Below are 6,924 nucleotides of genomic sequence, written 5' to 3' on the forward strand. Positions count from 1 at the left end.
TCACCCCGGCGGCCCGGAATGAAGCGGGGCGACACCGTGCCGGACCCCGTCGCCCGGTTCCACCGCGACCTGATCGCCGCCGCCGGGCGCTCCGTCGCGGACGACGAGTCGGTGGCGATCGCGGTTTCCGGCGGGCCGGACAGCATGGCGATGCTCGCCCTTGCGGCGGCGGCGTTGCCGGGACGGGTGATCGCGGCCACCTTCGATCATGGCCTGCGTGGCGACTCCGCGGCAGAGGCGGCGATGGTGGCGGGCTGGTGCGTGGATCGGGGCATTCCCCATGCGACGCTCCATCCGTCCACGCCGCTGCCGCGCGCCAATATCCAGGCCGCGGCGAGGACGGCGCGTTACGCGGCGCTGGCGGATTGGGCGGGTGGCCATGATGCCCGGTTGCTTGCCACCGCGCATCATGCCGACGATCAGGCCGAAACCTTTCTGATGCGCGCCAATCGCGGCAGCGGTCCGGCGGGGCTGGCGGGTATCAGGCGGCGGCGGACGCTGGCGCCGGGTCTGGATCTGGTGCGGCCGTTACTGGGGTGGCGGCGCCACGATCTCGCCGCCATCGCCGCGACGGTACCGAGCGTCGACGATCCGTCCAACCGCAATATCCGGTTCGCGCGGGCGCGGTGGCGGGGCTGGCTGGGCCAGCAATCGCTGATCGATCCGGCGCAACTGGCGCGATCGGCCGCGCATGTCGCGGCGGTGCAGGACGATCTCGACGCCTTGCGCGATTGGGCATGGCGGGAACGGCGGCAGCCGGGCGAAGCGATGGCGGTCGATATGGCGGGATTGCCCCGTACCCTGTGCCGGTTGCTCGCGCGCACCGCGATCCACCGGGTCCGCATCGATCACGGCATTGTCGCCCCGGCCTTCACGGACTCGACCCCGATCGAGGCGCTGCTCGACGCGCTGGCGGTGGGGCGGGGGGCGACTCAGGGAGGGGTGATGGCCACCACGCGCGGCTCCGTCTGGCATTTTATCCCGGCTCCGCCGCGTCGCACGGCCTGATCGTCGCAGATCGGGTGCGATCGCGACGTTTTGTTCCATTGCCATTAACCTGTGCGAGCCTATCTTGCAGGGTGAAAGGTGACCCCGTGCCCATGAACGATAACGACAAGCAGCCTGGCCCTGAGAACAACGGGGGCAACCCCTGGATGAAGAGCCTGCTGATCTGGGTGGGAATCCTGCTCGGACTGGCGCTGTTCGTGACGATGGTCGACGGGCGCACCGCCACCGCGGGTGGCAACCAGATCGCCTATTCCACCTTCCTCGACAAGATCGACGAAGGCACGGTCCGCGACGTCAACATCAGCCGCGACATCATCACCGGCACGACCACCGCCGGCGAGAAGTTCCGCGCCTATCCGCTGCAGGACGCGACGCTCGTCCAGAAGCTGCGCGAAAAGGGCGTGACGATCACCGCCAAGCCGGAGGATGGTCCATCGATCTGGATGGTGCTGCTGTATCAGTCGCTGCCGTTCCTGCTCTTCCTGGGTATCGCCTTCTTCGTGCTTCGTCAGATGCAGAAGGGTGGCGGCGCCAACGGGGCGATGGGCTTCGGCAAGAGCCGGGCGAAGATCCTCACCCAGAAGGAAGGCAAGGTCACCTTTGACGACGTTGCCGGCATCGACGAGGCGCGTGAGGAACTGGTCGAGATCGTCGACTTCCTGAAGGACCCGAGCAAGTTCGCTCGTCTGGGCGGCAAGATCCCCAAGGGTGCGCTGCTGGTCGGGTCGCCCGGCACCGGCAAGACGCTGCTCGCCCGCGCCATCGCGGGGGAGGCGGGTGTGCCATTCTTCACCATCTCGGGTTCGGACTTCGTGGAGATGTTCGTCGGCGTCGGCGCGAGCCGCGTCCGCGACATGTTCGAACAGGCCAAGAAGTCGGCGCCCTGCATCGTCTTCATCGACGAGATCGACGCGGTCGGTCGTCATCGTGGGGCCGGTCTCGGCAACGGCAATGACGAACGCGAGCAGACGCTGAACCAGTTGCTGGTCGAGATGGACGGTTTCGAGGCGAATGAGGGGATCATCATCGTCGCGGCGACCAACCGTCCCGATGTGCTTGATCCCGCGCTGCTGCGGCCGGGCCGCTTCGATCGTCAGGTCGTCGTGCCCCGCCCGGATATCGAGGGCCGGATCAAGATCCTCGAAGTCCATATGAAGAAGGTGCCGCTGGCCCCCGACGTTGACGCCCGCACGATCGCGCGCGGCACGCCCGGTTTCTCGGGTGCCGATCTAGCCAACCTCGTCAACGAGGCGGCGCTGACGGGTGCCCGCAAGGGCAAGCGGCTGGTGGCGATGGCCGAGTTCGAGGAAGCCAAGGACAAGGTCATGATGGGCGCCGAGCGGCGTTCGATGGTGATGACCGAGGACGAGAAGCGGATGACCGCCTATCACGAGGCGGGCCATGCCATCGTCTCGATCCATGAGCCGGCATCGGACCCGATCCACAAGGCGACGATCATCCCGCGCGGTCGTGCGCTGGGCATGGTGATGCGCCTGCCGGAACGGGACAGCTACAGCTATCATCGCGACAAGATGTACGCGAACCTTGCGGTATCGATGGGTGGCCGCGTCGCCGAGGAAGTGATCTTCGGTTACGACAAGGTGTCGTCGGGCGCGTCAGGCGACATCCAATACGCGACCGGACTGGCGCGCGACATGGTCACCAAATGGGGCATGTCGGACAAGGTCGGCCCGGTGGAATACGCCCAGCCGGAAGGCGAGAGCTTCCTGGGCTATTCCTCGTCGCAGCCGGTGCGGATGTCGAATTCGACCGCGCAGCTGATCGATGACGAGATCAAGGCGATCGTCGAGGGTGGCCTGACCAAGGCGAAGCAGGTGCTGACCGAACATATCGACCAGTTGCATCTGCTGGCCGGTGCGCTGCTCGAATACGAAACGCTGTCGGGTGACGAGATCAAGCGCCTGATCGCGGGTGAGGAGATCGGACGGGTCAATCAGGGGCCGAAGACCCCGTCGGTACCAGCCGCCGGTACGTCGATCCCCAAGACGCGGCGGCCATCGGGGCCGTTCGGCAATCCCAGCCCGCTGGGTGCCTGACGAACGCGATGCGGCGTTAAGCCACCGCTCAGCCTGACATCGTCATGGGCCGGTCTTCCCTTTCCGGAAGGCCGGCCCATGATGCGTTTGTACCCGATCCTCGCCGTCGCCACGCTGGTCGTCGCCGCACCGGCGAATGCCGCGATGACGGTCCACCAGTTCCTGACCCGCGCCAATGATCTGCGTGCGCAGGGTTTCGCCGCGATGCTGTCGCCTGATTTCGCAGTGTTGAAGGAGGAGGCCCGGCAGGCCAAGTCCCAGCTGAAGGCCGAGAATGCCCGTCGCGTGGCCGCGCGCAAACCACCGATCGCCTGCGTGCCCGATGGTGAGTCGATGGGGATCGAGGAGATGCTCGACGGATTGCAGGCCTTGCCCGCCGCCTATCACAAGCGGCCCCTGAAAGACGGTTACGCCCGGGTAGTCGCGCAACGCTTCCCCTGCCAATGATCTCGGTCGCTTGGCCAGCGTGACCCTCAGCTGGCGTGGTCGTCGCCCATCACGTCGGCGATCGCCAGCAGCACTTCCGGTTTCATCTGCACGCCGAGATGGCTGCTGCGGACCTCGATCGCGCGGCAGGCGGCATCGTGACAGATGCTGCCTGCGACCAAGCCGTCGCTACGGCTCCAGATCGCGGTGGCGGGGACGGGCAGGGCGCCCGCGATCCGGGCCGAGCGGGCGAGGACGGCGGGATCGTCGAGCCGCTCGCCGGTGACCCATTCGAACGCGCGCCACACATTGGTCGCCCGGCCGCTGCCCGCAAAGGGCGAGCTGACCGTGATGACCTCCCGCACCAGATCGGGTCGTTGATGGGCCACCAGTCGCGCCATGATCCCGCCCAGGCTGACGCCGATCAGCGTCACCGGTCCCGCCGCCGCCGCCAGGGCGGCGACGCGGGCGATCAGCGCCTCGCCCTCCGCGCCCACCGTCTTCGCGCCGAGATTGCGGCCCAGTCCCCAACCTTCCGCGCGGTAGCCGAGCCGGGTCAGGAACCGTCGCATCACCGCGTTCGACCGGTCGCTGTTGAACAGCCCCGGCAGCAACAGCACCGGTCGGCCATCGCCGCGCGGTGCCGCCGCCAGTGCCGCCCGATGCCGCCACCATGTTGCGGCCATCCACGCCGCCCGCGGCACCTCCGCCGCCCACAGCGCCTTGGAGGGGGCGGTCACAGCCATTGCATGACCGTTGCCGGAAACGGCGTCCATCGTCCCATCCTTACCCCGGCGGCCCGCAAGGCGGCGCCGGTCCATGCGTTGCAGGTCGTGATCGCGGTGTAGCGGCCACGTCCCTCATAAAATGCATCATAGCCATAATAGCCGTGGCGATGCACGCCGCCCGGCGCGATGCTGGCGGCGATGAAGGCGGCAAGCCGGCGATACTCCACCGGTCGCAACACCACCGCCCTGACCCGATCCCCGGTCGCGGGGCGGGGCAGGTGATCGACATGCACCAGCGTCCGGTCGCTGCCGATCGCGGCGTGCAGGATCGTTGGCGCCCGCACATCGGCCCAGGTCGGCGTTCCGAGATAGAAGCCACGCTCGCCCCAGCCGAACGACAGGTGGTCATGGGCACCGTAGCGCGGATCGGCGAGGTGGTCGTCGCGCGCCAATGGCCGCCAGTCGATCCCGGCCGCCCGTTTGGGCACGATGATGCCGGTATGGATGCCGTTGCTCTCGACGAAGATCGTCAAGCCATGCGCGGGGCGCGCCTGCCAACCCGGCGCCGCCACCGCGCCACCGATCGCCCCTGCCACCAGATAGGTCGCGAACAGCGAAGCGAATGTCGCCGCCACCCACGCCACCAGACGGATCAGCACGAACAGGTTTCCTTTGATACCATCCATGATAGGATAACCGCATGGCAGAATATACGCACGTGATTGCTACTCCTCCCGAGGGCGTGGCGGCGGACTGGACGATCGACCAGCATTGGGACCGGTATTCGGCCGAGGACCATACGACGTGGGACACGCTGTTCGCGCGGCAGGCGAAGCTGCTGCCCGGTCGTGCCTCCGATGCCTGGCTGAAGGGGCTGGGCGTGCTGAAGCTCGATCGCCCCGGCATCCCCGATTTCCGCGCGCTCAGCGACCGGCTGATGGCACTCACCGGGTGGCAGGTGGTGGCGGTGCCCGGGCTGGTACCGGACGACGTGTTCTTCGATCACATGGCCAATCGCCGCTTCGTCGCAGGCAACTTCATCCGTCGCCCCGACCAGCTCGACTATCTGGAGGAACCGGACGTCTTCCATGACGTGTTCGGTCATGTGCCGATGCTGGCCGATCCGGTCTTCGCCGACTATCTCGCCGCCTATGGCCGGGGCGGGCAGCGCGCGCTGGGGCTGGGGGCGCTGAAATACCTCAGCCGGCTCTATTGGTACACGGTCGAGTTCGGGCTGGTGGCGGAGCCGGAGGGGTTGCGCATCTATGGTGCGGGCATCGTGTCCAGCTATTCGGAAAGCCGGTTCGCGCTGGACGATCCCAGCCCCGACCGGCTGATGCTCGATCTGGCCCGCGTCATGCGCACCGAATACCGGATCGACGACTTTCAGCAGAATTATTTCGTCATACCCAGCTTCGACGAACTGCTGCGCCTGACGGTCGAGACGGACTTTGCCCCCCTGTACGAGACGCTGAAGGCGCTGCCCGACATCCCCGTCGCGACGGTCGTGGAGGGGGATGTGGTGTTGAACCACGGCACGCAGGATTATGCGCGCCGGAGGGACGGATAAAGGCAAGGGGCGAACGGCGGCTGACGGAAAGTCACGCCGAAAGTCACGAAAGTCCCATCCTACACGGGGTAAATGCGCCGGGCCTGCGACCTGACGATGCGGGACGGCGGCGATGAGAAAGAGCGATTCCGGCTGATGTAGCAGGGCGGCGGCATGTAGGACATGGACGACGGCCGCAAGGAGTCGATCGCGGGCAAGGCAACCAGCGGCATGGATAATGCGATGAACCCGTTCGCGGCGTGACGGGGATGGCATCCTCCGCTCTCATCATGAGTGACGTTCCGCGGGGGGAAGAAAGGCGTTCGAATGGAATGGCTACTTTCGCCCAATTGTTGCCGTTCCCAACGCCCCGTGTGCGCCCGCTTGCGGACATAGCCGGTATCGCTCATTCGGTATTAACCGCTAGCACTCATAGCCAAACTTACGTCGAACAAGCCGGATGCGATTGTTGTGAAAGCAGGTCTACCCAAATTTTGTGTAGAATGGAAAGCAGGGGTCGAACATCTTAGACTCCCGGCACAGACGTCGTGGATAGGATCGACTTTCCTGACTGTATGGCTGCTCCTTTGGACTTGGGGCGGCATCAAGGTGGTAATTAGCCACCATCAGGATGCGATGGCGCCAGTTTGGCTTGTACTAGTGGTTCTTGTGTCGGCCGGAACGGCCGTTTTGGTTTTAGGTCAACTCGCTGGCGTCGACATTATTCGGGTACATGAGGGCGAAGTAGCGATCACAAGACGTGCTGGCCCGTTTGCCCGTACGTGGCGGTATAAGACCCATATGATCAACAATTTGCGGATCGATATGTCGCAATGGACCGGAGAGGACAATGATGGGGCCCAGTATTTCCCTTTGATGAAGCAGCAATGGGGATCCGTTCGCTTCGACCACAGTCGCGAGACGATCCATCTGGCACCCCATGTTGACGCGCTTGAAGCGCGACAAATTGCTGACTGGCTTCGGCGACGCTTACCCGTTTCGGCATCCCACTGATCGACATAATCGTCAGGCTGCCATCTAGACCCAGGCGCTGCCGAACGTCCGTTCTCCACCAAACCCAGTCGCTAGTCACCTGGAACTAAAGTAAGCTGCATTGTATGCTCTTTGGCGCAGGCGGGAGGCATGGATGGTTGGT

Annotated in this window: 6 protein-coding genes; 4 read left to right on the plus strand and 2 right to left on the minus strand. The window is 65.5% G+C overall.

The features are described 5' to 3' along the window. Window positions 1–18: 18 nt before the first annotated feature. The 3 genes from tilS to IFT82_RS06405 all read left to right on the plus strand — a co-directional run bounded on the left by tilS (window position 19) and on the right by IFT82_RS06405 (window position 3,512). On the plus strand, window positions 19–1,008 hold the full coding sequence (tilS, locus tag IFT82_RS06395) for a tRNA lysidine(34) synthetase TilS (RefSeq protein WP_192125481.1): 990 nt from the start codon (window positions 19–21) through the stop codon (window positions 1,006–1,008). A 92-nt stretch (window positions 1,009–1,100) separates the two neighbouring features. Next, on the plus strand, window positions 1,101–3,065 hold the full coding sequence (gene ftsH, locus IFT82_RS06400; protein WP_192125522.1) for an ATP-dependent zinc metalloprotease FtsH: 1,965 nt from the start codon (window positions 1,101–1,103) through the stop codon (window positions 3,063–3,065). A gap of 78 nt (window positions 3,066–3,143) precedes the next feature. After that, window positions 3,144–3,512 (plus strand): hypothetical protein, encoded by a 369-nt coding sequence (locus tag IFT82_RS06405; protein ID WP_244646542.1) that lies wholly within the window; start codon window positions 3,144–3,146, stop codon window positions 3,510–3,512. Window positions 3,513–3,538: 26 nt separating this feature from the next. Here the strand turns inward: IFT82_RS06405 and IFT82_RS06410 are convergent, their stop codons facing one another. Then, window positions 3,539–4,267 carry an alpha/beta fold hydrolase gene (locus IFT82_RS06410; protein ID WP_244646543.1) on the minus strand — a complete coding sequence of 243 codons (729 nt, stop codon included), beginning with the start codon at window positions 4,265–4,267 and terminating at the stop codon, window positions 3,539–3,541. Next, on the minus strand, window positions 4,228–4,905 hold the full coding sequence (locus IFT82_RS06415) for a TIGR02117 family protein (protein ID WP_192125482.1): 678 nt from the start codon (window positions 4,903–4,905) through the stop codon (window positions 4,228–4,230). Before IFT82_RS06415 ends, IFT82_RS06410 begins: the two co-directional genes overlap by 40 nt. A gap of 14 nt (window positions 4,906–4,919) precedes the next feature. On the opposite strand from IFT82_RS06415, the gene phhA reads away from it, so the two are divergent. Then, entirely contained in the window at window positions 4,920–5,789 is an 870-nt protein-coding gene (gene phhA / locus IFT82_RS06420) for a phenylalanine 4-monooxygenase (RefSeq protein ID WP_192125483.1), read from the plus strand. The last annotated feature ends 1,135 nt before the right edge of the window (window positions 5,790–6,924 follow it).

The organism is Sphingomonas sp. CFBP 8760 (assembly GCF_014841615.1).
Classification (GTDB): Bacteria; Pseudomonadota; Alphaproteobacteria; order Sphingomonadales; family Sphingomonadaceae; genus Sphingomonas.

Bases quoted from the DNA above. Each gene is read 5' to 3' on its own strand.
- tilS (WP_192125481.1), top strand. From the start codon at position 19: ATGAAGCGGGGCGACACCGTGCCGGACCCCGTCGCCCGGTTCCACCGC.
- ftsH (WP_192125522.1), top strand. From the start codon at position 1,101: ATGAACGATAACGACAAGCAGCCTGGCCCTGAGAACAACGGGGGCAAC.
- IFT82_RS06405 (WP_244646542.1), top strand. From the start codon at position 3,144: ATGATGCGTTTGTACCCGATCCTCGCCGTCGCCACGCTGGTCGTCGCC.
- IFT82_RS06410 (WP_244646543.1), bottom strand. From the start codon at position 4,267: ATGGACGCCGTTTCCGGCAACGGTCATGCAATGGCTGTGACCGCCCCC.
- IFT82_RS06415 (WP_192125482.1), bottom strand. From the start codon at position 4,905: ATGGATGGTATCAAAGGAAACCTGTTCGTGCTGATCCGTCTGGTGGCG.
- phhA (WP_192125483.1), top strand. From the start codon at position 4,920: ATGGCAGAATATACGCACGTGATTGCTACTCCTCCCGAGGGCGTGGCG.